At 65.8% G+C, this 26,434-nt stretch carries 22 protein-coding genes and 1 tRNA gene; 6 read left to right on the top strand and 17 right to left on the bottom strand.

The window, feature by feature from the left end:
* The first annotated feature begins 57 nt into the window (after positions 1-57).
* Positions 58-1,878: a long-chain fatty acid--CoA ligase gene (locus QFZ65_RS13780; protein ID WP_306911268.1), complete on the top strand. Its 1,821-nt coding sequence runs from the start codon at positions 58-60 to the stop codon at positions 1,876-1,878.
* A gap of 63 nt (positions 1,879-1,941) precedes the next feature.
* On the opposite strand, the gene QFZ65_RS13785 is transcribed toward QFZ65_RS13780, so the two are convergent.
* On the bottom strand, positions 1,942-5,337 hold the full coding sequence (locus QFZ65_RS13785) for a pyruvate carboxylase (RefSeq protein ID WP_306911270.1): 3,396 nt from the start codon (positions 5,335-5,337) through the stop codon (positions 1,942-1,944).
* A gap of 349 nt (positions 5,338-5,686) precedes the next feature.
* On the opposite strand from QFZ65_RS13785, the gene QFZ65_RS13790 reads away from it, so the two are divergent.
* Entirely contained in the window at positions 5,687-6,538 is an 852-nt protein-coding gene (locus tag QFZ65_RS13790) for a ParA family protein (protein WP_306911272.1), read from the top strand.
* A gap of 110 nt (positions 6,539-6,648) precedes the next feature.
* Here the strand turns inward: QFZ65_RS13790 and QFZ65_RS13795 are convergent, their stop codons facing one another.
* From QFZ65_RS13795 to gcvH, 5 genes are all read right to left on the bottom strand, one after another.
* A complete protein-coding gene (locus QFZ65_RS13795; protein WP_306911273.1) occupies positions 6,649-7,245 on the bottom strand; it encodes a MerR family transcriptional regulator in 597 nt (198 codons plus the stop codon).
* A gap of 318 nt (positions 7,246-7,563) precedes the next feature.
* The gene (locus QFZ65_RS13800) at positions 7,564-8,067 is read right to left on the bottom strand and encodes a bifunctional nuclease family protein (RefSeq protein ID WP_306911275.1); all 504 of its coding nucleotides are present in this window, start codon (positions 8,065-8,067) and stop codon (positions 7,564-7,566) included.
* Positions 8,067-8,783 (bottom strand): MerR family transcriptional regulator, encoded by a 717-nt coding sequence (locus QFZ65_RS13805; protein ID WP_306911277.1) that lies wholly within the window; start codon positions 8,781-8,783, stop codon positions 8,067-8,069. Before QFZ65_RS13805 ends, QFZ65_RS13800 begins: the two co-directional genes overlap by 1 nt.
* A gap of 23 nt (positions 8,784-8,806) precedes the next feature.
* Entirely contained in the window at positions 8,807-9,283 is a 477-nt protein-coding gene (locus QFZ65_RS13810) for an FHA domain-containing protein (protein WP_306911279.1), read from the bottom strand.
* 166 nt (positions 9,284-9,449) lie between these two features.
* The gene (gene gcvH, locus QFZ65_RS13815) at positions 9,450-9,836 is read right to left on the bottom strand and encodes a glycine cleavage system protein GcvH (RefSeq protein ID WP_306911280.1); all 387 of its coding nucleotides are present in this window, start codon (positions 9,834-9,836) and stop codon (positions 9,450-9,452) included.
* A gap of 194 nt (positions 9,837-10,030) precedes the next feature.
* On the opposite strand from gcvH, the gene QFZ65_RS13820 reads away from it, so the two are divergent.
* A complete protein-coding gene (locus tag QFZ65_RS13820; RefSeq protein WP_306911282.1) occupies positions 10,031-10,900 on the top strand; it encodes an Fpg/Nei family DNA glycosylase in 870 nt (289 codons plus the stop codon).
* A 1,788-nt stretch (positions 10,901-12,688) separates the two neighbouring features.
* On the opposite strand, the gene QFZ65_RS19130 is transcribed toward QFZ65_RS13820, so the two are convergent.
* Complete coding sequence (locus QFZ65_RS19130) at positions 12,689-13,192, bottom strand: LuxR C-terminal-related transcriptional regulator (RefSeq protein ID WP_373427591.1); 504 nt, start codon at positions 13,190-13,192, stop codon at positions 12,689-12,691.
* Positions 13,193-13,353: 161 nt separating this feature from the next.
* On the opposite strand from QFZ65_RS19130, the gene QFZ65_RS13825 reads away from it, so the two are divergent.
* Positions 13,354-13,932, top strand: coding sequence for a carboxymuconolactone decarboxylase family protein (locus QFZ65_RS13825; protein WP_306911283.1), 579 nt, complete (start codon positions 13,354-13,356; stop codon positions 13,930-13,932).
* Between the two features lie 106 nt (positions 13,933-14,038).
* Here the strand turns inward: QFZ65_RS13825 and QFZ65_RS13830 are convergent.
* The 10 genes from QFZ65_RS13830 to QFZ65_RS13875 all read right to left on the bottom strand — a co-directional run bounded on the left by QFZ65_RS13830 (position 14,039) and on the right by QFZ65_RS13875 (position 23,804).
* Positions 14,039-14,115 (bottom strand) — tRNA-Pro (locus QFZ65_RS13830).
* A 149-nt stretch (positions 14,116-14,264) separates the two neighbouring features.
* Positions 14,265-15,815: a ribosome biogenesis GTPase Der gene (gene der, locus QFZ65_RS13835; RefSeq protein WP_306911284.1), complete on the bottom strand. Its 1,551-nt coding sequence runs from the start codon at positions 15,813-15,815 to the stop codon at positions 14,265-14,267.
* Positions 15,812-16,549 (bottom strand): 1-acyl-sn-glycerol-3-phosphate acyltransferase, encoded by a 738-nt coding sequence (locus QFZ65_RS13840; RefSeq protein WP_306911286.1) that lies wholly within the window; start codon positions 16,547-16,549, stop codon positions 15,812-15,814. Before QFZ65_RS13840 ends, der begins: the two co-directional genes overlap by 4 nt.
* Entirely contained in the window at positions 16,542-17,267 is a 726-nt protein-coding gene (cmk, locus tag QFZ65_RS13845; RefSeq protein WP_306911288.1) for a (d)CMP kinase, read from the bottom strand. Before cmk ends, QFZ65_RS13840 begins: the two co-directional genes overlap by 8 nt.
* Entirely contained in the window at positions 17,267-18,376 is a 1,110-nt protein-coding gene (locus QFZ65_RS13850; RefSeq protein WP_306911290.1) for a prephenate dehydrogenase, read from the bottom strand. Before QFZ65_RS13850 ends, cmk begins: the two co-directional genes overlap by 1 nt.
* A gap of 3 nt (positions 18,377-18,379) precedes the next feature.
* Positions 18,380-19,630, bottom strand: coding sequence for a pseudouridine synthase (locus tag QFZ65_RS13855; RefSeq protein WP_306911292.1), 1,251 nt, complete (start codon positions 19,628-19,630; stop codon positions 18,380-18,382).
* 110 nt (positions 19,631-19,740) lie between these two features.
* Positions 19,741-20,319 (bottom strand): SMC-Scp complex subunit ScpB, encoded by a 579-nt coding sequence (locus QFZ65_RS13860; RefSeq protein ID WP_373427643.1) that lies wholly within the window; start codon positions 20,317-20,319, stop codon positions 19,741-19,743.
* 116 nt (positions 20,320-20,435) lie between these two features.
* Positions 20,436-21,344, bottom strand: a complete 909-nt coding sequence (locus QFZ65_RS13865; RefSeq protein ID WP_373427592.1) for a ScpA family protein — start codon at positions 21,342-21,344, stop codon at positions 20,436-20,438.
* Positions 21,292-22,191: a ParA family protein gene (locus QFZ65_RS13870; protein ID WP_306911293.1), complete on the bottom strand. Its 900-nt coding sequence runs from the start codon at positions 22,189-22,191 to the stop codon at positions 21,292-21,294. The genes QFZ65_RS13865 and QFZ65_RS13870 overlap by 53 nt, the downstream gene beginning before the upstream one ends.
* A 266-nt stretch (positions 22,192-22,457) precedes the next feature.
* Entirely contained in the window at positions 22,458-23,804 is a 1,347-nt protein-coding gene (locus tag QFZ65_RS13875; RefSeq protein WP_306911295.1) for a cation:dicarboxylate symporter family transporter, read from the bottom strand.
* 137 nt (positions 23,805-23,941) lie between these two features.
* On the opposite strand from QFZ65_RS13875, the gene QFZ65_RS13880 reads away from it, so the two are divergent.
* Positions 23,942-25,612, top strand: coding sequence for a sensor histidine kinase (locus QFZ65_RS13880; RefSeq protein WP_306911296.1), 1,671 nt, complete (start codon positions 23,942-23,944; stop codon positions 25,610-25,612).
* Complete coding sequence (locus tag QFZ65_RS13885) at positions 25,609-26,328, top strand: response regulator (protein WP_306911297.1); 720 nt, start codon at positions 25,609-25,611, stop codon at positions 26,326-26,328. Before QFZ65_RS13880 ends, QFZ65_RS13885 begins: the two co-directional genes overlap by 4 nt.
* The last annotated feature ends 106 nt before the right edge of the window (positions 26,329-26,434 follow it).

The raw sequence follows: 26,434 nt of genomic DNA on the forward strand, positions 1-26,434 counted from the left end.
GCATACTAGGCTTAGCTGTACCCGCCGCGGGTCTATGGAGATATCAAAGGAGCTATCGTGCGAGAAATCAGTGTCCCGCCCCTGGTGACCGTCCCCCCGGACTCGAACATCACGGACCTGCTCCTCCGCCAAGCCGCCAAGGCCTCGAACCCTGCCCTCTTCTCACGCCGGGACGCTGACGGCCGATGGCAGGACGTCGCGGCTGCCGATTTCCTGGCCGACGCCTCCCTCCTCGCCAAGGGCCTGATGGCGAGCGGAGTTGCCGCTGGCGACAGGGTCGGCATCATGTCCCGCACCCGGTACGAATGGGCCCTCATCGACTTCGCCATCTGGTTCGCCGGGGGCGTGTCGGTTCCCATCTATGAAACGTCCTCCCCCTCCCAGGTGGCCTGGAACCTGGGCGACTCGGGCGCGGTGGCCGCCTTCGGCGAGTCCGCCCACCATGAGGACATCATCCGCCAGGCCGCGACGTCCGAAGGCCTGACCGCCCTGGCGCACGTCTGGCAGCTCGAGGGTCCCGGCCTGGACGAGCTCCGTGCCGCGGGCGCGGGGATCAGCGACGAGGAACTGGAAGCCCGGCGCAGCACGGCAGCATTGTCCGACGTCGCCACGATCATCTACACCTCAGGCACCACGGGCCGTCCCAAGGGGTGCGAACTGACGCACGGGAACTTCGTGGAGCTCTCCGAGAACGTCCTGGCCACCTCGCTGGGCAACGTCGTCAACGAGAACGCCAGGACCATCATGTTCCTGCCGCTGGCGCACGTCTTCGCGCGCTTCATCTCCGTGCTGGCAGTAGCCGCAGGCGTTACCGTCGCCCACACCCCGGACATCAAGCGCCTGCTGCCGGATCTGCAGAGCTACCAGCCCACGTTCATCCTCGCGGTCCCCCGGGTCTTCGAGAAGGTCTACAACTCGGCCCTCACGAAGGCCGAGGACGGTGGAAAGGGCGCCATCTTCCACCGCGCCGCGGACACCGCCATCGCGTACTCGCGGGCCCGGCAGGCCGGAAAAGTGGGGCTCGGGCTCAAGCTCAAGCACTCGGTGTTTGACAAGCTGGTCTACGGCAAGCTCCGCGCGGCGATGGGCGGCCAGGTGGCACACGCCGTTTCCGGCGGCGGTCCGCTGGGCGAACGCCTCGGGCACTTCTTCCAGGGGATCGGCCTGCAGATCCTGGAGGGCTACGGCCTGACGGAGACATCGGCCCCGGTCACGGTCAACACTCCGGAGCTGATCCGGATCGGCACTGTCGGCGTCCCCATTCCGGGCAACGCTGTCCGCATCGCCGACGACGGTGAAATCCTCGCGAAGGGCGTGTGCGTCATGCGCGGCTACTTCAGGCGGGACGATCTCTCCGGGGACGCTTTTGAGGACGGCTGGCTGCGCACGGGCGACATCGGCCAGCTGGACGAGCAGGGGTTCCTGACCATCACGGGGCGCAAGAAGGAAATCATCGTCACGGCCGGCGGCAAGAACGTCGTTCCTGCCCTGCTCGAGGACCAGATCCGCGCCGATGCGCTCGTCTCCCAGGTGCTGGTGGTGGGAGACAACCGCCCGTTCATCGGTGCCCTTGTCACCCTGGACGAGGAGGCCCTGCCCGGCTGGCTGCACCGCCACGGCCTGCCGGGCTCCATGCCCCTTGCCGAGGCGACCGGCAATCCCGCCATCACTGCGGCCGTGCAGGAGCTCATCAACACCGCCAACCAGTCGGTGTCGCAGGCCGAGGCCATCAAGTCGTTCCGGATTGTGCCGGCGGACTTCACGGAGGCGTCCGGGCACCTGACCCCGTCCATGAAAGTCAAGCGGTCCCAGGTCATGAAGGACTTCGAGGACGTGATCGAGGAGATGTACAGCTCCCCCCGTCCCACGCGGGCGTAAACGCCACAGCAAAGGGGACCCTCCGCGGCGGCGGAGGGTCCCCTTGTTTGTCCTCTTGCGCTGTTACTCCACGACCAGGAGCAGGTCTCCGCCCTGGACCTGTTCGACGGCGCTGATGGCGAGCCGCGCCACAGTGCCGCCCACCGGCGTCGTGATCGACGCTTCCATCTTCATGGCCTCGATCGTGGCGACGGTATCCCCTGCCTTGACCGTGTCCCCGGCCTTGACCGTCACCGTGACCGCACCGGCGAACGGTGCTGCCACCTGGCCCGGCTGGGACGCGTCGGCACGTTCGGCGGACTTGACGTTGCTGACCACGGAACGGTCCCGGACCACCACGGGCCGTGACTGTCCGTTGAGCGTGCACATCACGGTGCGCATGCCCTTCTCGTCCGGCTCGGAGACCGCTTCGAGCGAGGCGATCAGGCGGACGCCCTTTTCCAGCTCGATCTCATGCTCCGCGCCGCGCTGCAACCCGAACAGGTAGTCGCGGGTGTCCAGCACGGAGAGGTTGCCGTAGGTGTCCACGCTCTTCTGGTAGTCCTTCGTGGGACCGGCGAAGAGCAGCCGGTTGAGGGTCTGCTGCACGGTCTTGGAGTCGGACTTGAGCGCAGCGCTGTCCTCGGCGCTGAGCTCGACGTCGCGGACCTTGACGGTGCGGCCCTGCAGGGCCTTGGTGCGGAAGGGCTCCGGCCAGCCTCCGGGCGGGTCACCGAGTTCGCCGGAGAGGAACCCGATCACGGAGTCCGGGATGTCGTACTTCTGCGGGTTCTCGTTGAAGTCCGCGGGGTCGGCGTTGAGGCCGACAAGGTGCAGGGCGAGGTCGCCCACCACCTTGGAGGACGGGGTGACCTTAACGAGCCGGCCGAGGATCCGGTCCGCCGCCGTGTACATGTCTTCAATGGCCTCGAAACGTTCGCCCAGGCCCAGCGCCATCGCCTGCTGGCGCAGGTTGGAGAGCTGGCCGCCGGGGATCTCGTGCTGGTAGACCCGTCCGGTGGGGCCCGGCAGGCCCGATTCGAAGGGTGCGTAGACCCGGCGCACGGCTTCCCAGTACGGTTCCAGGGCGCAGACGTTCGCGAGGTCGAGTCCGGTGTCACGCGGCGTGTGTGCCAGCGCGGCCACAAGCGCCGAGGCTGAGACCTGGCTGGTGGTGCCGGCCAGCGAGGCCGACGCGACGTCCACGGCGTCGACGCCGGCATCAACCGCTGCCAGCAGAGTGGCGAGCTGGCCGCCTGCGGTGTCGTGGGTGTGCAGGTGGACCGGAAGGTCGAACCGCTCACGCAGCGCACTGACGAGGCGTGCGGCGGCCGCCGGCCGCAGCAGCCCTGCCATGTCCTTGATGGCCAGGATGTGCGCCCCCGCGTCGACGATCCTCTGGGCCAGCTCGAGGTAGTAGTCGAGGGTGTAGAGCTTTTCCTCCGGATCCAGCATGTCCGCGGTGTAGCAGAGGGCGACCTCGGCGATGGCCGTGCCGGTATTCCGGACGGCCCGGATGGCCGGGGCCATCTGGTTGACGTCATTGAGGGCATCGAAAATGCGGAAGATGTCGATGCCGGTAGCCGCGGCCTCGTTGACGAACGCGACCGTCACCTCTTCCGGGTACGGCGTGTAGCCGACGGTGTTGCGTCCGCGCAGGAGCATCTGCAGGCAGATGTTCGGCAGCGCCTTGCGCAGTGCGGCCAGGCGGTCCCAGGGGTCTTCGCCCAGGAACCGGAGGGCCACGTCGTAGGTGGCGCCGCCCCAGGCCTCGACGGAAAGCAGTTCGGGCAGCAGCTTGGAAACGGCCGGGCCGGCAGCGACCAGGTCGCGGGTCCGCACCCGGGTGGCGAGCAGTGACTGGTGCGCGTCCCGGAACGTGGTGTCGGTGACGGCGACGGCGTCCTGCGCCCGCAGGGCCCGGGCAAAGGCCTCCGGCCCCAGCTCCTGGAGCCGCTGGCGGGAGCCTGTCGGGGCCGTGACGTCGGTTGTTGCCGGCAGCTTGTCGGCGGGATCGCTATGGACGGTGAGTTCGCCGTTGGGCTTGTTGACCGTGACTTCGGCGAGCCAGGTCAGCAGCTTGGTACCACGGTCCGCGGAGACGCGTGCTTTCAGCAGCTGCGGCCGTTCATCGATGAATGAGGTGGCCACGTTGCCGGCCACGAAGTCCGGATCGTCCAGCACCGCCTGCAGGAAGGAGATGTTGGTGGACACCCCGCGGATGCGGAACTCCGCCAGGGCACGCCGGGCCCGGGCGACAGCGGCCGGGTAGTCGCGTCCGCGGCAGGTCAGCTTCACCAGCATCGAGTCGAAGTGCGGGCTGATCTCGGCACCGGAGTAGACGGTGCCGCCGTCGAGCCGGACACCGGCGCCGCCGGCCGAACGGTAGCCGGTGATCTTTCCGACGTCGGGCCGGAAGCCGTTTGCCGGGTCCTCCGTGGTGATGCGGGACTGCAGCGCAGCACCCCGCAGCCGGACGGTGTCCTGCGAGAGACCAAGGTCAGCCAGGGTCTCGCCTGCGGCGATGCGCAGCTGGGCCTGGACGAGGTCGACGTCGGTCACTTCCTCCGTGACGGTGTGCTCGACCTGGATCCGGGGGTTCATTTCGATGAACACGTGCTGGCCGGCGCGCTCCCCGACCGTGTCGACCAGGAACTCCACGGTGCCGGCATTGACGTAGTTCAGCGCCTTGGCGAACTTCACGGCGTCGCGGTAGAGCGCCTGCCGGATGCCCTCGTCCAGGTTTGGCGCCGGGGCGATCTCGATGACCTTCTGGTGGCGGCGCTGGATGGAACAGTCACGCTCGAAGAGGTGCATGACGTTGCCTTCGGCGTCGGCCAGGATCTGGACCTCGATGTGGCGCGGGCGCAGCACGGCCTGTTCGAGGAACATCGTAGGGTCGCCGAAGGCGGCGTCCGCTTCACGCATCGCGGCCTGCAGGGCTTCGGGGAGGGCCTCACGGGTGTCAACGCGCCGCATGCCGCGGCCGCCGCCACCGGCTACGGCCTTGGCGAAGATCGGGAAGCCGATCTCGTCGGCGGCGGCAATCAGCTCGTCGAGGTCCTTGGACGGCTGGCTGGACTTCAGGACGGGGACGCCGGCCTTGCGGGCCGCTTCAAGGGCGGCGACCTTGTTGCCGGCCAGTTCCAGCACTTCAGCCGGCGGACCCACGAAGGTGATGCCGGCCTCGGCCGCGGCCCGTGCCAGGCGCGGGTTCTCGGAGAGGAAACCGTAGCCGGGGTAGATGGCATCGGCCCCGGACTCCTTGGCCACACGCACGACCTCGTCCACGTCGAGGTACGCCCGGACGGGGTGGCCCTCCTCACCGATCAGATATGCCTCGTCGGCCTTCTGGCGGTGGATCGAATTACGGTCCTCGTTGGGGAACACGGCTACAGTTTTTGCGCCGAGCTCGTAGCCGGCGCGGAAGGCACGGATCGCGATTTCGCCGCGGTTGGCCACCAGAATCTTGGAAAACATACTTCTCCTGCATCATCGCGGGCGTATCGGTAAGTGCTCACAGTTTCTAAGACCGGCGCAGCCAAACACAAATGATTGTGGCCACCGTCACAGCATTATGCGTCACGTTGGCCCCCTGCGCGCAAGGCCGCGGACCGGAGGGGCATGCCTTCTGGGCGAAGTGCCGCCCCTCCACCGGATGAAACGGAAATCGATGCAGGGTCAACATATGATGAAAGGGTGGGTGGCGCATGCTCGCCCCGGCTCCCCAGGACCCAGGACCTAAAACCTTGGCACCCCTGGAATCATCGGAACGCAGGAGCCGGCAGGACCCCGTCCCGGCAACCGGCGTTAGGTATTGGTTTTTCACGTGCAAGTAGTCAGCATCAGCAGCCTCAAAGGCGGTGTCGGTAAGACATCGGTGACCACCGGACTGGCGTCCGCGGCAATGGCCGCCGGGATCCCCACCCTCGTCGTCGACCTTGACCCCCACGCGGATGCAAGCACTGCCCTCGGCGTCCGCCCTGTCGGGCAGCTGGATATCGGCCGGATGCTGAAGGCACCCCGCCGCGCCCGTTTGGCCGAGAACGTCGTCTCCAGCGGCTGGGTTGAGCGGGCGGGCAGCAACGGTGCGCCCGCAGCCGGCTCCACTACATCTGGCTCCACTACATCCATTCTGGATGTCGCGGTCGGCTCCGCCTACACCGGCATCTATGACCGGCCGGATCTTGGCCGCCGCGACCTGCGCCGGCTTTCCACCGTGCTGGCCGGGGCCAGCGGCTACGACCTGGTCCTCATCGACTCCCCGCCGTCCCTGAACGGGCTGACCAGGATGGCGTGGTCAGCCAGCGACAAGGTGACCCTGGTGGCAGAACCCGGACTCTTTTCCGTTGCCGGCACGGAGCGCACCATGCGGGCGATCCAGCTGTTCCGAAGGGAATTCGCCCCGAAGCTTTCCCCCGCGGGCATCGTGGCCAACCGCGTGCGCAGCGGTTCCGCGGAGCACGCGTTCCGGCTCTCAGAGATGCAGTCCATGTTCGGTGAGTTGCTCCTCTACCCGCACATACCCGAGCAGGCCAACTGGCAGCAGATCCAGGGTGCGGCCCACTCGATTCATTCCTGGCCCGGAGACTCAGCCAAGAACGCGGCCGCGCTGTTCGACGCACTGCTGGCGAACCTGCTGAAGTCCACCGGCAGCGTCCGTAACCGCAGCCTGCGGTAGCGCCGCCGCCCGGGCCCGTGGCGCCGCCCGGCAACTCCTGCCGGTCCTGACAACGAAGGCCGCCTTTCACAAGAAAGGCGGCCTTCGTGGTGTTCTGTGGTGGGCTGGACCTAACCGGTCTTGCGGGTGGCCCGGCGCTTGCTGAGTTCATCGTCGGGGAAGGACTGTACTGCTGCGTGTTCGCTGGGAAGCGCGGCAAGGCTCCCCTCCACCTCGCGCCAGACCCGCCCCACGGCGATGCCGAAGACGCCCTGGCCGCCCTGGACGAGGTCGATCACTTCGTCGGCAGAGGTGCACTCATAGACGCTGGCGCCATCGCTCATGAGTGTGATCTGGGCCAGGTCCTCGACGCCACGCTCGCGCAGGTGTTCAACGGCGGTGCGGATCTGCTGGAGTGAGACGCCGGTGTCCAGCAGACGCTTGACGACTTTGAGGACCAGGATGTCGCGGAAGCCATAGAGCCGCTGGGAGCCGGATCCGGCGGCACCGCGCACGGCGGGTTCGACGAGCCCCGTCCGGGCCCAGTAGTCCAGCTGGCGGTAGGTGATGCCGGCGGCCTTGCACGCGGTGGGTCCGCGATAGCCTGCGTCTTCGTCCAAAACGGGAAGATCCTCAGTGAACAACAGCCCCTGGGCACCGCTGGCCGGGACAGCTACGCCAGCCGTCGCAGTCTGCTTGAGCTCGCCCGCTTCGCCTTTCGGACTCACGTGGACCCTCCTTGTCATGGCTCCCCGGGGGAAGTCGCAGCATCACCGGTCAGCTGACCGGCTGAGTTACCAACCCACGGCAAAATTCATCCGTGTAACTAGGCCGGGCTGCACATTCCAGTGTGACCTGCGCGGCTGTTCTATGCAATCGAAATTCCATGCACTCGAACTTCTATGCAAGGGAACTTCTATGCAATGGAAACTTGTACCTCTGACGTTAGGCCCGCCGGAGCCCAAGGTCAAAGACCTTCGGCCTATTAGCAGGGCGTGTCGAAAGTTTCATCCTCGACTTTAACCTTAGGGCGGTCGATGCCGGCCTCAGCCGGCGAAATCCTCGGGTTCGACGTCGTCGAGGAACTCGCGGAAACGCCGCATTTCACCCTCTTCGTCCACTGCCGCGTCCGGGTGGGTATCCTCGCCCTCGTCATGCTCGGTGATCCGGACGCCGGCCTCGTCCATGACGGCGTCAGCGCACCATATCCGGCATTTGGCGCGCAGCGCGAGGGCCAGCGCATCGGAGGCCCGCGAGCTGACAGTGGTGCCGTTCTCAAACTGGAGCTGGCCGTAGAAGATGTTGTCCTCCACCGCCACGATGTTGACGCTGACGATGCTGTGCCCCAGTGACTCCACGACGTCTACCAGCAGGTCGTGGGTCATGGGGCGCGGCGGGACCACACCCTGCTGGGCCAAGGCGATGGCGCTGGCTTCCGGCGTGCCGATCCAGATCGGCACGTGGCGTTCTCCGTGGATCTCCTTGAGGAGGACAAGCGGCTGGTTGGACGGCAGCTCGATCCGCACGCCTACAATCTCCACCTCGATCATCAGATGTCCATTCTCGATATGCGGTCCTGGACCAGTGCCCGGTGCAGCGAGAGGCAGAGTTCGCTGATTTCCCGGGCAGCCTCGGCGGCACGGGCCTGGGAAGCGGCGTCCTTGCGGGACGTCAGGGTGGCCACCGCGCGCTCCACGAGTCCGAACTCGCGTTCGGCGGCAGCCTGGAACGGCCGCAGGTGCCTGGGTTCCAGGCCGTGGCTCTCCAACTGGACGCAGGCGCGCGCCACCTGAAGGGCGTTTTCGTCAAACTTGCCGTTGACGTGGCCGATCAGGCCGAAGCTCAGGAGTGATTCAACCAGCGGCACGCTGGCGCCGGACTCGGCCCGAAGCTGTTCCTCGCTGAGCCGCCGGACCCGGTTCTGCAGTTCGGATGCCAGCTCTTCGGAGACGATCCGCGGCGAGACCGTAACCCCGGGAGGCAGGTTGTCCGGGCGTTCGCCGCGGTCAATCGCATCGAGGTAGTCCTTGATGACCTTAAGCGGAAGATACTGGTCGCGCTGGAGGGACAGCACGAAGCGGAGCCGCTCGACGTCGCTTTCGGCGTACTGCCGGTACCCCGCGGGCGTCCGCTGCGGGTTGATGAGCCCCTTTTCCTCAAGGAACCTGATTTTCGACGCGGTCATGTTGGGGAAATCGTCGCTGAGCTGAGCCAGGACTTCCCCGATGTTCAGGACCTGGGGTCCGCGCCGTTCCGCTTGTGCCATTGCCACAGGCAACTACCCCGGAATCAGTCGTTGCCTGCTGCGCGGGCAGGGCTCAGGTAGAAGGTGAGGCGGAATTTGCCGATCTGCACTTCGTTGCCGGACTTCAGCTCCACGCTGTCGACGCGGTCGTGGTTGACGTACGTGCCGTTCAGGCTTCCGGTGTCGACAACTTCAAAGCTGCGAGCCGTGCGGCGGAATTCGACGTGGCGGCGTGAAACCGTGACGTCGTCAAGGAAAATGTCGGCGTCCGGGTGGCGGCCCGCCGTCGTCACGTCGGAATCCAGCAGGAAGCGCGCTCCGCTGTTGGGCCCGGAGTGGGCGACCAGCAGGGCGGAGCCGAAGGGCAGCGACTCGACGGCCGTCCGCTCATCGGCGGAGACCTTCGGAGGGATGGTGGGTTCGTCACGCACCGGGGTGAGGTTGATCGACGTGGTCTCCGAAGCCTTCACTCCACGCGCGCCGCGACGCTCCCCTGTGGCGTTCCGTTCGTGGCCAAACATTGAATCCTCCTCATTCGCTGCAGGTGTCCCCCCTGCAGATAACGCATGCCGGCCGGAAATGCCTGGCAAATCCGGTAGGGCCAGCGGGCGGGCCATCGCTGGTACTGCTGTGTTGCAAGTACTGCTGTGAAAGTACTGCTGTGGCCCGGCCCGGAAGCCCTTCCCTTTAGCCTACCTGTTGTTCATACTCCGACGCACTGAGCAGTGATTCGACGGCGTCGGGCTCGGCCAGCTTGATTTCGATCAGCCAGCCCTCGCCGTACGGATCGGAGTTGATCAGGGCCGAATCCGTGTCCAGCGCCTCGTTCCGGGACACCACCTCGCCGGAGACGGGAGCGTAGATGTCACTCACGCTTTTGGTGGATTCGACCTCACCGACGACGTCGTTTGCCTTGATTGTGGTGCCCACTTCGGGCATCTGGGCGTAGACGACGTCCCCGAGGGCGTCCTGGGCAAAATCGGTGATGCCCACGCGCACGACTCCGTCGGCATCCGGGGCCGAAACCCACTCGTGCTCTGCGGTGTAGGACAACTCTTCGGGAATGATGCTCATGACGGGCCTTTCATCGGGTCAATCACCAAGGTCAGCGGCGGCCACTCGAACTGCCCGCCGCTGAAAGTATAGGCAGATGCAGGCGAGGCCCGGGAAGACTCTGCCATGATGGTGCGATGACAGAACGTGCACAGGCGGCCGTCACAACTATTGACCTAACCGGCGTCGACGGCGACGCGGGTCGGGACTAGGCCATGCCCGAGCTTCCTGAAGTGGCGGCCCTGGCGGACTTTCTTGATGAACACCTGCGTGGAACCGTCGTAACAAAGATACAAATCGCCTCCTTCGCAGTGCTTAAGACCGCTGATCCCCCGTTCTCGGAGCTCGAGGGCCGGACCGTGACCGGGGTCCAACGCTTCGGCAAGTTCATCAGCATGGAGGCCGACGGGCTGTTTTTTGTCTTCCACCTGGCGCGGGCCGGCTGGGTCCGCTTCACCGACACACCGACCGAGATCCAGCTGAAAATGGGCAAGGGCCCCCTGGCGGCGCGGCTGCTCTTCACCGGCGCGTCCGGCCTGCTCGGCCTGGACCTGACAGAGGCCGGCACGAAAAAGGGCCTGGCGGTCTACGTGGTCCGGGATCCCCACGACGTCCCCGGAATCGCCACGCTCGGACCGGACCCGTTCGCCCCCGGGTTCGACGTCCATACCTTTGCGGAGATTCTAGGTTCCAGCTCGCAGCAAGTGAAGGGCCTGCTCCGGAGCCAGGCCGTGATAGCGGGCATCGGGAACGCGTACAGCGACGAGATCCTGCACGCAGCCAGGACGTCACCCTTCGCAATCGCCAAGTCGCTGGACCGGGACGCCGTCCAGGTTCTGTACGACGCCATCCACAGCATCCTGGGAACGGCGTTGACGGAAGCGCAGGGGAAGCCGCCGTCGCAGCTCAAAGACACCAAACGCAACCACATGCGCGTCCATGCCCGGACCGGCGAAGCGTGCCCGGTGTGCGGTGACACGGTCCGTGAGGTTTCCTTCGCCGACACAGCGCTGCAATACTGTCCGACCTGCCAGACGAAGGGGAAGATCCTGGCCGACCGCCGGACCTCACGGTTCCTGAAGTAGCGCGCTTCAACGGCCCCGGGTCTTGCGGCGCCGGCGTCAGGGGGCCGCCTGCCCCCGCTGCAGCGGTTTCACCTCTACCGCTTCGAAATGAGGATTCGGCCAGCAGGTGGATACCCGTCGCCGTTTCCAGCGTGGCGCCGCAACTGGCGGCGAGGGCGACAGATTCCTTAAGTTGCCGGCTGGCAGATTGGAAGTTGCCAGATTTGAGCGACTCATAGCCCAGGCTGAGGAGGGCACGGCCTGTGCAGCGCTGGTCACCAATAAGCTTGAAGTCTTTGAGCAATTGATCAAGGCGCGCGCCGTGGACGGTCTTCGGTTTCTGGAATTGGTCCAGTCGGATCCGGAAGAGTTCGGCATGGAGCTGCTCGTGCCGGTTTCCCGTCCTATGGGCCAGACGTTCGGCCTCGCGCAGCCACTGGCGTGCCTCATGGGTTCGCTGGCCTGTGCAGATGGTGTGGTTCGCCATCTGGTTTAGGCAGTTCGCCTCTTTCACGTAGTCCCCGAGGCTTCGAAACGCCTTGGCGCTGTTCGTTAGTAATTCGACAGCAATATCGGTGTCGGGCTCTGCGTATCCCAGGGATTCCAAGACCAGTGCGCCGTGCCACTCGTCGCCCAATCGATGAAACAGTTGGTCCGCCTTGAGTAGATGTTCGGTTGCAGACGCCGGGTCTGCACGTTTCAGGGCCCATCCCAGCGCCCATTCGGCCTGCGCGGTGCTGCTCCTGTCACCTAGTTCAGCGGCCAGTGAGTGAGCCCTTTGGGCATGCATGAGGGTTTGTTCTGAGTCCTGGTAATCGAACAGAACCGTCGCTGCAATTTCTGCCCTAACCCCAAGGATTCCTTGTGGAAGTGGGCGCGTGAGGAGGACTTTCAGCCAGTCGAAGAGTTCGCCCTTTGCCCCGAGAATTTCCCAGCCCGTTCCGATACCCGCGAGAAACTCCCACGCCAGCTCATCACTGCCGTTTTTCAGGGCCCAGCCCATGCAGGAGCGCACGTCGATCCAATGCTCGTTGTACCACCTGAGCGCGTAGATCTGGTCTGTGCCCTGCAGATCCTGCAACATTGAGGCGCCGCGGTGAAGGAGTTGTCGGGCGTAGTGTCCCTGGAGGAAGTCGCTTTCCCCTCGTTGCTCCAGTAGCGAGAACGCGAGCCGCCGCACGCTGTCGAGCATGCGGTACTCCGTATGTTCGCCATCACGGCGGACCGAAATCAAGGACGCGTCTACAAGGCCGCTTGTGAGCTCAGCCATCTCGGGAGGCTGCAATGGTGGATAGCAGAGGGTTTCCAGCACTTCGTCATATCCAAAGAGACCGGGGAACACAGAGCACCGTTCGAAAAGCTGCCGCTCCTTCTCGGTGAGCAGGTCATAGCTCCACTGCAGGGCTTCCCTCAAGGTCTGGTGCCGGCGGGTGATGCTGTGGTCCACCTGTCGTGACGCCGTCAGCTGTTCGTCCAAAAGCGCAAGAATCTCAGCGGGGGAAAAAGCACGGACCTGCGAGGCTGCACGGTCAACAAACAACCGACCGCACGGGGAGTTCACCAATTGCACCGGGTTCCAGTCAGCGTCTGGCACTGCAAACGGCATCAGTTCAAATAGCACTTCCCCCGCGATATGTAGCCGAGTGCGGCTCGTAGCCAAAATTCGGAGGCGCTGCGTGTAACTCAGCAGATCAGCCAGGAGTACGGTGGCGCTTGGCGCAACATGCTCGCAGTTATCCACTATGGCCCAATAGTCCCTTGCAGAAACTGCTTCGCGGAGCCGAGGCCGCAGCTGTTCTCCCTCGGCGGTCAGACCAAGCGCGTCGGCGAAGACACGCAAAACCTCTTCCCCTGATGCAGCAGTTGCCAGGTCGACGAGGACTGCTGGTGTGGCCGGGACGAAGCCGCCACTTCCAGGGCAAGCCTTGTCTTCCCGACTCCGGCAGGTCCAACGACCGTGATGAGGCGCTCCCTCACCGCCAGGTGCAGAAGCTCTGATACTTCTTCACTCCTGCCAATAAACGATGACAATGGCATCGGCAGGGGGCGGGTGGGCGAGGAAACACGCAGCTGTTGCGCTGCGGCGACAAGCGACGGGCGATCAGTCAAGCCAAGTTTGCGCAGCAGGGCAGATACATGGCTCTCAACCGTGCGTTCTGAAAGATGTAGACCCTCCGCAATCTCCCTGTTGCGCAAGCGGTCCCCCACGAGCCAGAAAACCTCCATCTCGCGCTTCGTTACCCCCGCGTCCCGCAACGATCCGCCCCGGATTTCGAATCCAAGTTGCACGTCCCAACAGTCGCATACGGCCATCCGCTCTGCACAGCCTCCACGGAATATTTTTCAGTAGTAAGCACGGATGTGGCGCGCCTGACTCGGAGGTGGAATGGACTCAGCACCCCAAAAGACACGCTTTCAACCCACGAACAAAAGGGTGCAGGCTAGCAAGTATTGAAAGTCTTTAGGAGATAGAGATGACTATCATCAAGACGGTGCCTCCGGGTGAGGCCTCCGGCGTTACCGCAGCCTTCTACGCCGAGGACATCCGCGACCTCGGCTACGTGGCCAGCCACACGAAAGTGATGTCTCTGCACCCCGAGGCCTACAAAGCGTGGAACTGCATGGTCGAGGCAGTGGCGGGCCCAATGGACAAACGGCGCTACGAACTGGTTACACTCGCCGCATCCCTGGGTATCGGCTCGCAGCATTGCAGGCTGGCGCATGGGGCAAGGACACTGAAGTACTTCGACGAAGCAACCCTCATCAGGATTGCTCGCGACTACAGGAACGCGGGATTAACCGCCGCGGAAGTGGCAATGATGGAGTTCGCTGAGAAGCTCAGCCGCGACTCCGCATCCATGACCGAACAAGACAGCAGGAACCTGCAGGCTCTGGGCTTCAGCGATGAGGACATCGTGGAAATCACCCTCGCCGCTGCCATGCGGAACTTCTTCGCCCGTGCCGTGCAGGCACTCGCAGTTGACGTCGACAGCCCGCCGGCACTCAGCGCGGGTCTCAAGCAAGCCCTGCTTGACCCTCTGACCTGCTACTGATCGACCGAACGGACACGCCCGAACAATCGTGGCTACATTCGACGTGCTAAGCAGAAAAGGCCGTCTCCGGATTTCTCCGGAAACGGCCTCTTACCTGCTGCTATTTTGGTCGGGCTGACAGGATTTGAACCTGCGACCCCTTGACCCCCAGTCAAGTGCGCTACCAAGCTGCGCTACAGCCCGTTAGTTCCGCCGTTCTCCGCATCGATTGCATCCCCTGTATGCCAGGAGTTTCATCTCTGCAGTCCGGCCGAACCACCTCCAAAAGCTTACACGATACGGGAGGGTGCCTGTGACATTTTCAAAGCGTTACCGCCCCTGGTGTGTCGGAATTAACGCTTCTTGCCGCGCTTTTCGCGGACGCGCATGTTGACCTCGATCGGAGTGCCCTCGAAACCGAAGGTCTCACGGAGCCGGCGCGTGATGAAGCGGCGGTAGCCTGGATCCAGGAACCCGGTGGTGAACAGCACGAACTTCGGCGGCCGGCTGGAGGCCTGGGTGCCGAAAAGGATGCGGGGCTGCTTGCCGCCGCGGACCGGGTGCGGGTGCGCCGCGACCAGTTCGCCCAGGAATGCGTTGAGGCGCCCGGTGGGGATGCGCTTGTCCCAGCTTTCCAGGGCGGTGTCCAGGGCCGGAACCAGCCTGTCCTTGTGCCAGCCTGTGAGCGCCGAGATGTTGACCCGCGGCGCCCACGCCACGTGGGCCAGGTCCCGCTCAATCTCTCGTTCGAGGTAGATCCGGCGTTCCTCGTCCAGCAGGTCCCACTTGTTGAACGCGAGGACCAGTGCGCGGCCCGATTCGATGGCCAGCTGCAGGATGCGGACGTCCTGTTCGCTGAGCACTTCGTCCACGGCCAGCAGCACGACGGCGACCTCGGCCTTTTCGAGTGCGCTCTGGGTGCGCAGCGAGGCGTAGAAATCCGCGCCCTGGGCCATGTGCTGGCGGCGGCGGATGCCGGCAGTGTCCACGAAGCGCCAGGTGCGGCCGCCGAGTTCGACGAACTCGTCCACCGGGTCCCGGGTGGTGCCGGCGGTATTGTCCACCACCACCCGCTCGGAGCCGGCCAGCTTGTTCAGCAGCGAAGACTTTCCGACGTTGGGCCGGCCGATCAACGCGATGCGCCGCGGTCCGCCGGACCGCTCCAGCCCCTCGATCGTCGAGAACTCGGGCAGCGTGTCCATGACGTGGTCGAGCAGGTCGGCAACGCCGCGGCCGTGAAGCGCGGACACGGGGTACGGTTCCCCGAAGCCAAGGCCCCAGAGCGTGGCCGAGTCAGCCTCCTGCGCGAAGTCGTCCACCTTGTTGGCCACCATGATGACGGGCTTCTTGGACTTACGCAGCATCTTCACGACGCTTTCGTCGGTGGCCGTTGCGCCCACGGCGGAGTCGACGACGAACAGCACGGCGTCCGCGAGTTCCACTGCCATCTCGGCCTGTTCGGCCACGCGTGCGTGGATACCGCGGGCATCGTGCTCCCAGCCGCCGGTGTCGACCACCGTGAAGTTGCGGCCGTTCCAGTGGGCGGAGTACATGACCCGGTCGCGCGTGACACCGGGGGTGTCTTCCACGACCGCTTCGCGGCGGCCGAGGATCCGGTTGACCAGGGTGGACTTGCCCACGTTCGGGCGCCCGATGATGGCCAGGACGGGATCCAGCTTGAGCGGACCTTCGAAGTCCTCGTCGTCGTAGCGGCCGCTCAGGAGGGCGGCGTCTTCCTCGTCAAGTTCGTAGTCGTCCAGCCCGGCCCGAAGGGAAGCTGCGCGGAGTTCCGCTTCCTCATCATCCAAGGCGGCAAGGTGCTCAGCCACCTGGTCCGTGCCGGTGGGCGTGTATTCGTCTTCGCCGGCGCCGAAGTTGCCGGAGGTTTGAGTCGTATCGCTCATTGCACATTCCTTAGGTGGTGATCTGCCGGCGTCCCGGCTACTTCTTTATGACGTTCTTGCGGGATGTCCGCGTCGGGCAGGGGCTGCCCGCTGCCGGCGATTGCTTCCTGGACATGGCGGGCCAGCGCGGCACGGATTTCGGTTCCCGCCCTGTCCATTGAAACACGGCCGGTCTCGCCCGGCCGGCGGCAGACGTTCAGGGCACCGCCGAAGCTGACATGCAGCCGGCGGCGCGGGCCGGGTACCGCATCCAGGTGCTCGCCGCTGATCCGTGTGCCGAGGATGGCGACGGGAACCACGGTGGCGCCGGAGTTCAGTGCCAGCCAGGCAACTCCGTTGTTGATGGCAGAAGCTTCGCCGCTCCCCCGCGCTCCTTCCGGAAGGATGCCAACGCAACGGCCGGCCTCGAGCACCCGCCGGGCTTTATGCAGGGCGGCGCGGTCACCGGCCCGGTCAACCGGCAGTTGGCCCGCGGCAGTAAGCACCCGGCCCAGGAGGCCGCTGAAAAGTTCCTTTTTAACCAGGATGTGCATGGGCCGCGGTGCGGCGCCGAACATGACCGGGCCGTCCAGGAAGCTGATGTGGTTCCCGGCGAAGATCACCGGGCCCGACGCCGGGACGTTCGCCCGGCCCGTCACCGAAGTCCGGTAGACGACGTGGTCCAGGAGCCAGCCTACGGGCCTGCTCCAGACGGTCGTCCACCGTCCCGGCAGTGCCGGTTCCGGCTCAGTCAAGGCTGATCTTGTGGTTGACCACGCGGTCCACGATGCCGAGGGCGGCATCGACCGTCTGTTGGAAGTCCAGGTCGGAGGAGTCCAGGGTCACGACACCGTCGGCGGCCTGGGTGAAGTTCACCACCGTGGAGTCCTTTGCGTCGCGCTGGGTCACCTGGGCGGCGAGCTGCTCGGCGTTCTGGCTGCCGCCCAGCTGGATTCCCCGGCGGCGCAGGCGCGCCTCCTCGGACGCCGTGAGCAGCATCCGTACTTCCGCGTGAGGCGCGACGACGGTAGTGATGTCCCGCCCCTCGACCACCATGCGGCGGTGGTGCAGTTCGATCATCTCGCGCTGGCGGCGGATCAGTTCGGTGCGGGCGCCAAGGGTGGTGGCGACGGCGCTGACGGCCGCGGAGATCGCGGGCTCCCGGATGGCGAGGGTGATGTCGACGCCGCCGACGCGCACGTACTCGTCCTGCGGGCTGGTGCTGACCTCCAGCGGAAGGTTCTCCGCCGCGGCTTCCACTGCGCCGGCGTCTTCCAGGTCAGTGCCGGTATCCAGGCAGAACCAGGTCAGGGCACGGTACATGGCGCCGGTGTCGAGGTAGGCAAGACGGAGCCGCCGCGCGACTTCCTTGCTGACGCTGGACTTGCCCGATCCGGACGGCCCGTCGATCGCCACGACGAGGCTTTTTCCGGGGCGGACAACGTCCATGGTTTCTATGATTTCCTGTGTCATTACTGGAGTACCCGCCATCCGCGGTCGTTGAGGGCTTCGATGAGGAGGTCATGCTTGTTGGGCAGCACGGAAATTTCCACCATACCCACGTTTTGTCCCGACGAGTGGTCCAGCCGGAGGTCTTCGAGGTTGACGCCGATCTCACCGATCTCGGTGAGGAGCCGCGCGATCTGGCCCGGGGTGTCATCCACCAGGACCGTGAGCCAGGAGTAGGCCTGCGGCGGTCCGCCGTGCTTGCCCGGGATCCGCGACTGTCCGGCGTTCCCTTCGCTGATCAGCTGGGCCAGGTCCAGCCGGGCGCCGGGAGCGGTGGGATGCTCCAGCGTTCCGATGAGGCGGTTGAGGTCTTCGCGGACACCGTGCAGGATCCCGACGAGTTTGTCCGCGTTCGCACCGAGGATCTGGACCCAGAGGGTGGGGTCGCTGGCAGCAATGCGGGTCACGTCCCGCAGGCCGTTCCCGGAAAGGGACAGCGCGTGCAGGGGCGTGCCTTGGAGCCGGCTGGCGACGAGCGAGGACATGATCTGCGGCAGATGGGAAACCAGCGCCACCGCCTCGTCGTGTTCTTCCGCGGAGAACTCGGACACGACGGCGCCAAGGTCCGTGGCGAGGGCGCGCGCAGCCTGCACCGCGGCGGGCGAGGTTTCCGCCGTCGGACACAGCACCCAGGGCATTGACGTAAACAGTTCTCCCCGGGCGGCCACGGGGCCGGACTTCTCCCGTCCTGCCATGGGGTGGGTGCCCACGTAACGGCTGAGGTCAGCCCCCCGGTCGCGGAGGTCGGCCTGGATGCCGGCCTTGACGCTGGCGATGTCGACGACGGCCGCGTCCGGGTAGTCCTTCAGGGCCTGGGCAACCACGTCCGCAGTGACGTCCGGCGGAGCGGCAACCACGACGAGCTCAGGCCGCTCCGCGTCCAGGCGCGCCAACGGCAGGCCTGCGCCGATGTCGACGGCGACGGCCTGGTTAGTGGGTGAGGGGTCGGAGAGGAACACGGACACGCCGCGGCCCCGGAGGCCGAGCCCGATGCTGGTGCCGAGGAGCCCGGTTCCAAGGACCACGACCGGGCCATTGAGGTGGCCGCGGCCGTGGGTGCGGAAGGCGGACATGCCTTACAGCCCTACGGATGCCAGCAGGTGACCGACTTCCTGCTTACCCAGGTTGCGGATGCTTCCCTGGCGCTGGTCGCCCAGGCCGATGGGCCCGACCTTGACCCGGACCAGGCGCAGAACCGGGAAGCCGACAGCGTCAAAGAGGCGCCGGACAATCCGGTTCTTGCCGGAGTGCAGGACAACCTCGATCAGCACATGGCCCGGAGTCGAGTCAACGAGCCGGAAGGAGTCAACCGAGGCAATGCCGTCCTCAAGTTCAACGCCGGCCTTGAGCTCGGCACCGATGCCCTGCGGGAACGGCCCGCGGACCTGCACGAGGTAGGTCTTGGGCACTTCGTAGGACGGGTGCGTCAGCCGGTTGGCGAGTTCGCCGTCGTTCGTCAGCAGCAGCAGGCCCTCGGTGGCGACGTCGAGCCGGCCCACGTGGAAGAGCCGTTCACCGTGGTACTTGCGGACAAAGTCGCTGATGCAGGGGCGGCCCTCCGGGTCTTCCATGGTGGAAACGACACCCTTGGGCTTGTTGAAGACCATGTAGACCATGTTTTCGTCCAGCTGGATGCGGAGGCCGTCAACGTGGATCACGGCGGTCTTCGGGTCCACGCGGACGCCGAGCTCCGTGACCACCTGGCCGTCGACCTCTACGCGGCCTTCGGCGATCATTTCCTCGCAAACGCGGCGCGAGGCCACGCCGGCCGAAGCCATGACTTTCTGCAAGCGGACGCCGTCCTGGTCGTGCAGCTCCGACTGGGGCACCTCGGCGCGGGGTCCGCGCTTGCGGGCCGGACGCCGTACGGGGCCCAGGTTCTGGCCGAAGCGTTCCCCACCGAAGGCGCGGGCGCCGGCGGGCTTGGGTGCGCCGCTGCGTGGCTTGGGCTTGAGCGCTCCCGGGGTGCCGGGATCCTTGCCGAAGCCGGGCTTGCGGGCGCCGGGCTTGCGGCCGGCAGCCTTGCCCGAGAAGCCGGCGGGCTTCCGGTCGCCCGAAGCAGGGCGGTCAGCGGGCGCACCGCCGGGACCCTGCAGGTCGGGATCGATGAAGGCCTGTTCGCGGGGCTTCGGATGCTTGAAGGGGCGGTCTCCCCCGCCCTTGAAACCGGCTCCCCCGCCGCGGCCCGCGCCGCCCTGGGGATTGCGTCCGGCACCGCTCTTGCCGGCACCGCTCTTTCCAGCGCTGCTCTTTCCGGCGCTGCTCTGTCCGGCACTGTTGCGTCCCGAACCGTTACGTGGTGAACCCTGGCGTCCCGCCTGTGTCATGACCCGTCCTTCGTTATGTTGACCGGTGCGGCTTGTCTCCCGACAAGGCCGGCCGGCTCGGGCAAATGCTTCTGCCCTGCTGGATACTCGTGCGCAGGCAGTGTTCCTGCCTACATTGTTCCTGCGTCGTAGAACTCTTCAATTCCTTCGAGCCCCGGAAGATGCGGTGAAAGCTGCGGCAGTTCCTCCACCGAGCCGATTCCCATGCGTTCCAGGAAATACGACGTCGTGCGGTACAGGATGGCTCCGGACTCGGGGTCTGTTCCCGCGTCCTCTATCAGCCCCCGCTGCGTCAGGGTCCGCACGACGGAGTCAACATTGACTCCTCGAATTGCAGACACCCGCGCCCGTGACACGGGCTGGCGGTAAGCGATGACGGCGAGCGTTTCGAGCGCCGCCTGCGTCAGCCTGGCTGTCTGTCCCTCCAGCACGAAGCCGCCGACGACGTCGGCGAATTCAGCCCTGGAGTAGATCCGCCAGCCTCCGGCGATATTCCGCAATTCAAAACCCCGGGGGGTGGAGCCGAAGCCGTTCAGGTTGCTGCTATGGCTGTCGTCCACATCCGGGGCATTAACAGTATAGCCGTTATACTCCCGCTGCAGGTCCGCCAGCAGGCCTTCGACCACGTCGACCGTGAGATTGAGACCGGCCGCAAGACTCGTGGCGGTGGCGGGTTCATCGATCACCATCAGCACGGCTTCGAGCGCGGCGCGGGCGCCGCCCGGCAGGCTTGCGACGTCGGGCCCCTCCCCTTCGGCAGCGGGGTGTTGGGGTCCGCCGCCGGCCGGGCCGGATCGTGTCTCACTCAAGGCTGCTCCTCGTATTCTTCACTCAGGGACTCGCTGCTCCATGCCTCTGACCCGGCAGTCCAGTGGACGGTCAGGTCCCCCAGCGGCAACAGCTGGTCGAAGGAAACCACGCGGTCCCGGAACATTTCCAGCAGCGCAAGGAACCGCGCCACCACCACGAGGGAGGATTCGGCGTCGGCGGTGAGCGCCCGGAACGTCAGCGGGCTGCCCTGCCGCAAGCGGCGGCCGAGCAGGTCCGCCTGCTCCTTGACGCTCACCGGGCTGCCGTGAAGGTGCGCCAGGCCGACCTCGGTGGGGGCTGCCTCCTTGGGCTTGAGGGCGGCCTCAGCGAGGGCGGCGAACTGTTGCGGCGTGTGCCGCCAGACAAGTTCCGGAAGCAGCGCCGAGAAGTGTTCCTCCAGTGCCACCTGGCGTGGAAACCGGCGGCCTTCCAGGTCCAGGGTCGAACCCATCATGCCGGCCACTTGCTTGAACGCCCTGTACTGGAGCAGCCGGGCGAAGAGCAGGTCGCGGGCCTCCAGCAGCGCGATGTCGTCCTCGTCTTCGACTTCACCGGCGGGCAGCAGCCGGGCGGCCTTGAGGTCGAGCAGCGTTGCGGCGATGACCAGGAATTCGCTGGCCTCGTCCAGGGCCCACTCCTCCCCCAGTGCCTGCAAGCCCTTGATGTACCTGATGAACTCATCTGTGACCGTCGCCAGTGCCACTTCGGTGATGTCCAACTGGTGCTTGGTGATCAGGCCCAGCAGCAGATCGAAGGGGCCGGTGAAGTTGGCCAGCCGCACTTCGAAGGCGGGCCTTTTCTCCGGCGGGGACAGCTCCGCCGTCGGGGTGTGCGTCGCCGTCACGTGCCGGCTAGGGCGCGCCGCCGCGCGAGATGAGCTCCTTGGCGAGGTTGCGGTAGGCATCAGCGCCGATGTGGTTGCCGGCATAGCTGGTGATGGGCTCGGCGGCCACAGTGGCATCCGCAAACTTGATCGAGCGTTTGATGACGGTCTCAAAGACCTTGTCGCCGAAGGCTTCCACCAGCCGGGAAATGACCTCCCGGCTGTGCAGGGTGCGGGCGTCGTACATGGTGGCGAGCACCCCGTCGACCTGCAGCCTGGGGTTCAGCCGGTCCTGGACCTTGTCGATGGTCTCCACGAGCAGCGCCACCGCGCGCAGGGCGAAGAATTCGCAGATCAGCGGGATGATGACGCCGTGGGCCGCCGTCAGCGCGTTGACGGTGAGCAGGCCGAGGGAAGGCTGGCAGTCGATGAGGACGACGTCGTAATCGTCCTCGACCTTTTTGAGCGCACGGTCGAGGACCTGCTCGCGGGCCACCTCATTGACCAGCTGCACTTCGGCGGCGGAGAGGTCGATATTGGCCGGGAGCAGGTCCAGGTTGTCCACGCCGGTCTTGTGGATCGCGTCGCGGATGTCGACCTTGCGGTCCATCAGGACGTTATAAACCGTGAGATCCAGTTCGTGCGGGTTTATGCCGAGGCCCGCAGAGAGTGCACCCTGCGGGTCGAAGTCCACGACGAGCACCCGGCGCCCGAATTCCGCCAGTGCCGCGGCGAGGTTGATGGTGGAGGTGGTCTTACCCACCCCGCCTTTCTGGTTCACCATCGCGATGACACGCGCGGGGCCGTGGGAGGGCAGCGGCGCGGGTTCAGGAAAGTCGCGGTGGGGGCGCCCGGTGGGACCCATGACGGCGTCTTCCAGATCGATTTGGGTGCCTTCCAGAGTTGCTGAACCCTGTTCGCTGCTCACGTATCTATCCACACTTTCGATGACGGTGATTGTCCTGCTTGATGGTGTTGCTGATATTCCTGTTTGGAAGTTCAGCGCCCATCTTGTTCCTCCCAAGGTTACAGCGCCCGACACGGGATTCAACGGACCTTGACAGTCGGCGTCTTTTGAGCCTTGACCTTCTGGTTGAGGTCGAGGGTTGCCGCGGAACCGAAAAAACCGCCCGGACGCGCTGTGCGTGTCCGGGCGGTTCTTCCTGTTGGGGCAGTGCGGTTTTTCCTGCTGCCCTAGTGCTGTACGACGGCCGGGCGGTCCGCCTCTGTGGTCTCGACATGGCCGTGACCGACGTTCATCGTCCGCTCATCGAACGGGTCGGTGCCGGAGAGCACCCGCTCAACCTGTTCGCCGTCGATCTCCTTCACCCAGGTGCCGACCAGCACCGTGGCGACAGCGTTGCCGGTGAAGTTGGTCAGGGCGCGGGCCTCGGACATGAAGCGGTCGATGCCGACGATCATGCCTACGCCGCCGAGCAGTTCCGGACGGTGCGCCTGGAGCCCTGCGGCGAGGGTGGCCAGGCCGGCGCCGGTGACACCGGCTGCGCCCTTGGAGGCGATGATCATGAAGACCAGCAGCGAGACCTGCGCACCGAGATCCAGCGGCGTGCCCATGGCGTTGGCGACGAAGAGGGAAGCCATGGTCAGGTAGATGGCCGTGCCGTCCAGGTTGAAGGAGTAGCCGGTCGGAACCGTGACGCCGACAACAGGCTTGGAAATACCCAGGTGTTCCAGCTTGGCAATGAGGCGCGGCAGGGCGGCCTCGGAGGACGAGGTGGAGAAAATCAGCAGGTATTCACGGGCCAGGTACTTCATGAGCCGGAAGATGTTGACGCCGGCCACGATCTGCAGCAGTCCGCCGAGGATGACGACGATGAAGATGGCGCACGTGATGTAGAAGGCGATCATGAGGGTGAACATGCTGACGATCGCCTGGACACCGGTGGCGCCGACCACGGCCGCGATGGCGCCGAAGGCACCGACCGGCGCAACCCACATGATCATGATGAGGATGCGGAACACCAGGGCCTGGCCCTGGCCGATGGCCTTAAGGATCGGGGCGCCCTGGGGACCCATCTTCTGGAGCGCGAAGCCGACCAGGATTGCGGCGAAGAGCGTCGGCAACACCGGAATGTCGCCCGGAATAATTCCCAGCAGGAAGTCGACCGTGCTGTCGGAAGCCGCCTTCTTATTGGGGTCGTACGGGGTCAGGTTCAGGCCCTCGCCGGGGTGGATCAGGTTGCCGACCACGAGGCCGATGGCCAGCGCGAAGGTCGACATCACGATGAAGTAGCCCAGTGCCAGGCCGCCGACCTTTCCGACCGTGGCGGCCTTCGCGATGGAGCCGATGCCGAGCACGATGGTGCAGAAGATGATGGGGGCGATCATCATCTTGATCAATTTGACGAACCCGTCGCCGAGCGGCTTCAGGGACTTACCGACCTCGGGAAACAGCAGGCCCACCAGGGCGCCGAGGATCACGGCCACGATGACCGCCATGTACAGATAATGGGACTTATCCAGCCCCTTGCGCTTTGTGACCGTCGCCGCGGCCGGTGACTCTCCTCGCTGAGAGGCCATGGGTGTTCTCCTTGGATAGGCTGGACGTCGGTGCTGCACAGGGTGTGGGCCCTCGTCCGTACTGCGTGTACATCCATCATTGGAGATGGAGTGACGCGCATCACCGTTGCGTTCATATTGGTCATGAAAGGGTGTTGATGATCCACCCCTGGAGCATCGCCCGCCGGCTCTTCGTAGCCCACTTGCTGTTCATGGTGGCCCTGACGGCGATCGTCGGCACGGCCACGTTCGTCGACGCGCGCGACCATGCCTACCAGGAGGCCGGCCGCCGCATGGCCGGCATCGCCGTCACGGTGGCCGACAACCCCTTCGTGCTGCAGGCGGCGAGCGCCGCCAATCCGTCGGCGCTGCTCCAGCCCTACGCCCTGAAGGTCATGGAGGATGCCGACGCCGATTTCGTCACCATCATGGCTCCGGACCGCACCCGGTGGACCCACCCCCGGGACGAGGAACTGGGCAAGCCGTACATCGGGTCCATCGACGCGGCCCTCCACGGCGAGGTCTTCACGGAAATCACCGCCGGAACCCTGGGCCCCTCGGTGCGGACGATTGCGCCGGTCAAGAATGCGGACGGCAGTGTGCGGGCCCTCGTCGCGGCAGGGGTGACGGTCCGCAGCGTGGATGTGGCCCTGTCCGGCAGGCTGCCCGCGCTCGTGGCCATCGGCCTGGCCCTGCTCGCCGGCGGGTCAGTGGCGTCGTGGCTGCTGGAGCGGTACCTGCAGCGGGTCACCCGGGGCTGGGGTCCGGAGCAACTGGCCCAGCTCTTCGCGTACTACGAGTCGGTGCTGCATTCGGTGCGGGAAGGCCTGATCCTGATCGATTCCCGGGGCAAGGTGGTCATGTACAACGACCAGGCCGCGGAGCTGCTGGGGCTTTCCAGGGGCAGCTCGAACGGCCAGGCGGACGGCAGCGCCGCGATCGACGGTGGTTCCGCTGCCGTTCAAAGCCAGGCGGCGCCGTCGCTGGCAGAGCTTCCACTGGCACCAAGCTTGAAGGAGCTCTTTGAATCGGGGCGGACGGCGCTCGATGAGATCCACCTGACCGGCTCCCGGATCCTGGTGGTGAACCAGGGCCCGGCAGTCGGCCCTGGTTCTGCAGCGGGCCGGCAGCGGGCGGCGGTTTTCGGCACTGTGGCCACCATCCGGGACCGTACCGAAATCGAGTCGCTGGGCAGTGAACTGGAAACCATGCGCACCCTCTCCGATGCTCTTCGCGCCCAGACCCACGAGCACGCGAACCGGCTCCACACCATCGTCTCGCTGATGGAGCTGGGGAGGACCTCGGAAGCCCTGGACTTCGCCACCAAGGACCTGGAGCTCAGCCAGCGGCTCACCGATGACCTGGTCAGCTCCATCGAGGAGCCTGTGCTTGGGGCCCTCATCATGGGCAAGGCCGCCGAGGCACACGAGCGCGGCGTCGAACTGATCCTGAACACCGGCGGTTCAACGGCCGTTTCCGGACTGGCTGTGCAGGACCTCGTCGCCATCCTCGGAAACCTGCTGGACAACGCCATCGACGCAGCGGCGGAAGCCCCCGCGCCGAGGATGGTGGAACTCACCGTGGGAGCTAACGGGCGTGCCCTGGAGATCGCTGTGGAGGACAGTGGCCCCGGAATCGATCCCGACGCGGTGGAGGATGTGTTCCGGCACGGTTTCAGCACGAAGACCCCGGGGCCGTTCGGACGGGGGCTGGGCCTGGCATTGGTCCGCCAGGCGGTGCACCGCCTCGGCGGTACGATGACAATCACAAGCCCGGCCGGGGCCTTGTTCCGCGTCACGCTGCCGGTCACAGAAGAGGAAAAGCCATGAGCGACATCCGCGTCCTCGTCGTCGAGGACGAGCCGATCGCCGCCGCGGCCCACGCCGCCTACATCGACAGGCTTGAGGGGTTCATCCTGGCCGGTTCCGCGCCCGACGGGCAGTCCGCGCTGCGCCTGCTCACGGAATTCGCGGCCGCCGGCACGCCGGTGGAGCTGGTGCTGCTGGACATGAACCTTCCGGACCTGCACGGGCTGGACATCGCCCGCCGGATGCGGGCAGCCGGATCCTTCGCGGACATCATCGCCATCACCGCCGTCCGGGAGCTGAACATCGTCCGCAGCGCGGTTGCCACCGGAGTGGTCCAGTACCTGATCAAGCCGTTCACCTATGCCACCTTCGCCGACAAGCTCACCAGCTACCGGCAGTTCCGCCAGCAACTGGCTTCCCCCGGCACCGGAGCTGCCGGTGCGGGGGCTTCCCAAAGCGATGTGGACCAGGCGTTTGCCAGCCTGCGCGCTCCGTCCGAGCTGCCGCTACCCAAGGGCCTTGCCGTGTCCACGCTTGAATCCGTGCAGGAGTTTCTGAAACGGCAGGCCGGCGCGGTGTCCGCCAGCGAGGTGATGGAGGTGCTCGGCATGTCCCGGGTGACCGCCCGCCGCTACCTCGAGTACCTCGCCGACGCCGGGACGGTGGCGCGCACGGCGCGGTACGGCGCGCCCGGCCGGCCGGAGAACGAATATCGCTGGAACCGGCCGGCGTCGTAAGTCTCCTGCGCGCTTAGAGCCTCCTCCCCCGCACCGGCCCGCCGAGTTTGCACTTCGCGGCAATGTTTTGGGAGACACTGCCGTGAAGTGCAAACTCGACGCCGGG

It is taken from the genome of Arthrobacter sp. B3I9, assembly GCF_030816935.1.
GTDB lineage: Bacteria > Actinomycetota > Actinomycetes > Actinomycetales > Micrococcaceae > Arthrobacter.

Coding starts and splice junctions, on each gene's coding strand:
- QFZ65_RS13860 (WP_373427643.1), bottom strand. CDS start 20,319: ATGGTGATCGATGAACCCGCCACCGCCACGAGTCTTGCGGCCGGTCTC.
- QFZ65_RS13785 (WP_306911270.1), bottom strand. CDS start 5,337: ATGTTTTCCAAGATTCTGGTGGCCAACCGCGGCGAAATCGCGATCCGT.
- QFZ65_RS13825 (WP_306911283.1), top strand. CDS start 13,354: ATGACTATCATCAAGACGGTGCCTCCGGGTGAGGCCTCCGGCGTTACC.
- der (WP_306911284.1), bottom strand. CDS start 15,815: ATGAGCGATACGACTCAAACCTCCGGCAACTTCGGCGCCGGCGAAGAC.
- QFZ65_RS13850 (WP_306911290.1), bottom strand. CDS start 18,376: ATGTCCGCCTTCCGCACCCACGGCCGCGGCCACCTCAATGGCCCGGTC.
- QFZ65_RS13800 (WP_306911275.1), bottom strand. CDS start 8,067: ATGATCGAGGTGGAGATTGTAGGCGTGCGGATCGAGCTGCCGTCCAAC.
- QFZ65_RS19130 (WP_373427591.1), bottom strand. CDS start 13,192: ATGGCCGTATGCGACTGTTGGGACGTGCAACTTGGATTCGAAATCCGG.
- QFZ65_RS13885 (WP_306911297.1), top strand. CDS start 25,609: ATGAGCGACATCCGCGTCCTCGTCGTCGAGGACGAGCCGATCGCCGCC.
- QFZ65_RS13875 (WP_306911295.1), bottom strand. CDS start 23,804: ATGGCCTCTCAGCGAGGAGAGTCACCGGCCGCGGCGACGGTCACAAAG.
- QFZ65_RS13855 (WP_306911292.1), bottom strand. CDS start 19,630: ATGACACAGGCGGGACGCCAGGGTTCACCACGTAACGGTTCGGGACGC.
- QFZ65_RS13880 (WP_306911296.1), top strand. CDS start 23,942: ATGATCCACCCCTGGAGCATCGCCCGCCGGCTCTTCGTAGCCCACTTG.
- QFZ65_RS13865 (WP_373427592.1), bottom strand. CDS start 21,344: ATGCCTACCGCAACCTCGCCAAGGAGCTCATCTCGCGCGGCGGCGCGC.
- QFZ65_RS13820 (WP_306911282.1), top strand. CDS start 10,031: ATGCCCGAGCTTCCTGAAGTGGCGGCCCTGGCGGACTTTCTTGATGAA.
- QFZ65_RS13805 (WP_306911277.1), bottom strand. CDS start 8,783: ATGGCACAAGCGGAACGGCGCGGACCCCAGGTCCTGAACATCGGGGAA.
- gcvH (WP_306911280.1), bottom strand. CDS start 9,836: ATGAGCATCATTCCCGAAGAGTTGTCCTACACCGCAGAGCACGAGTGG.
- QFZ65_RS13810 (WP_306911279.1), bottom strand. CDS start 9,283: ATGTTTGGCCACGAACGGAACGCCACAGGGGAGCGTCGCGGCGCGCGT.
- cmk (WP_306911288.1), bottom strand. CDS start 17,267: ATGACACAGGAAATCATAGAAACCATGGACGTTGTCCGCCCCGGAAAA.